Below are 507 nucleotides of genomic sequence, written 5' to 3'. Positions count from 1 at the left end.
TCTAAGCTATTTTGAAGCGCAGCATTAAAAGACGGATTCTGTCCAACCATATCACCAGAAGCCACTCTTCCAAGATTGCTTGCTGCCGACGTTGGATTATAGATTGTATTCATCAAAGAGCGATTGTGATAATGCTGAGGAATACTTCCAAGACCACCAATTCCATAGCGTGTTTGAGCACTTAACGGGGCAACACGCGGTCCCCCATACACATTACCCCCAATCCCTGTATCATACATTTGATACGCATCTGCACCCCCACGCTTAAAGACATTCTGCATCCAAGTGGGAGGGGCGCTTGTTTGTACCTGCTTCTGTTCTGTCGTTGTTGGTGTCTTGCTCCCCATGTCACAATTCCTTCCTATAATAAAGCATAGCTATGCCATAGCCTTGCTTGTCCAATGCGCGCTTCCAACCTAAACGACCCAAGATCTCCATTTCAGAAGCCCCATTCTCACGCGCCCAATCCTCTACAAATGTCAAATTATCAACTTGATCAAGAACGCC

Annotated in this window: 1 pseudogene; it reads right to left on the bottom strand. The window is 46.4% G+C overall.

Annotated features, from left to right (window positions below):
• A pseudogene (locus tag ACFIO3_RS15910) lies at window positions 1-347 on the bottom strand (hypothetical protein); the annotation flags it as partial.
• Window positions 348-507 lie beyond the last annotated feature (160 nt).

The sequence above is a fragment of the Bartonella sp. AD328YNZD genome, from assembly GCF_042196425.1.
Note: the sequence above shows the minus strand (reverse complement) of the source record. Positions and strands in the feature narration are given on the sequence as shown.